A 1,031-nucleotide genomic window follows, 5' to 3' on the forward strand; every position below is an offset into this window, starting at 1 on the left:
TCTTGTTTCATCTGTCGAAAGAATTCTTAAAGAATTTGGAGATAATTATGTAATTAATTTTGCTTAACTACTTAATAGAACAAAATCTCTCAAACCTGAGCTGGGTCTATGGTTAAGCCTCGCCAAGCTGATTCAACATTGAAATTGATTGATGAGTATTGTAGCTATTACAGAAATCTGTTTTCAGAAGTCAGAAGCTTTGAAGCTTTTACCCACCTTCATGCTGGTATAGTTTCTGATATTAAACGTAAGACGCTACCAGCCATTGCAGAGATAATGGGGCTAGAAAATGCTCAAGGGTTGCATCACTTTCTTACCCAATCACCCTGGGAGGCTCAAGCCTTGAGAAGGCAAAGGCTAGAATTAATCTTAAAAATTGTCAAAGGTCGAAAAATAGTTATTATTATTGACGAAACTGGAAATCCAAAAAAAGGAAAAGCCACAGATTATGTAGCGAGACAATATTTAGGGCTACTGGGAAAAATTGACAATGGCATAGTGACTGTGGTCAGCTAGGGTCTAGTAGATGGGTTAACTTTCCCATTAATGTTTGAAATTTATCAACCTAAAGAACGACTTAAACTCAATGATAGTTACCGAAGCAAACCCCAGATAGCCAGCCAGATGATTAGAGAAATAAAAGCAAGGGGGTTTGAAATAGACTGTGTTCTGGCTGATAGCTTATATGGAGAAAGTACGAGTACATTCATTCGCTGTTTACAAGGATTAAACCTTCAATTTGCGCTCTACGATTCGCAGTAATCACAGTGTAGGGTATGCGGGCTGAAACCCTTGTTCGGTCTATTTCCTAAGCCTCTTTGTCACCCCCCCAGAAAGAAGAGTTAAATGTAGAAATTCGCAGCTTGGGTTCTCTGACTTGCAGGCGCGAGGATTTAGAACGCGGATTAGAACCGGATCAGTGCTACTACATCGAGAATGAGGAAATTGTCCGCACAGGGTAAGCTCATCTAATTTAGTATAAATTGTACTTGACAAAAAGACAAATATAAAAAATGTGGTATTTACGTATT

At 38.6% G+C, this 1,031-nt stretch carries 2 protein-coding genes; both read left to right on the top strand.

Annotated elements, in window-relative coordinates:
- Positions 1-108 precede the first annotated feature (108 nt).
- Entirely contained in the window at positions 109-516 is a 408-nt protein-coding gene (locus QUA04_RS29825) for a transposase (RefSeq protein ID WP_333264461.1), read from the top strand.
- Between the two features lie 302 nt (positions 517-818).
- Positions 819-962, top strand: a complete 144-nt coding sequence (locus QUA04_RS29830; protein ID WP_333264463.1) for a hypothetical protein — start codon at positions 819-821, stop codon at positions 960-962.
- Positions 963-1,031 lie beyond the last annotated feature (69 nt).

This window comes from Microcoleus sp. S13_C5, assembly GCF_036700845.1.
Lineage (GTDB): Bacteria > Cyanobacteriota > Cyanobacteriia > Cyanobacteriales > Microcoleaceae > Microcoleus.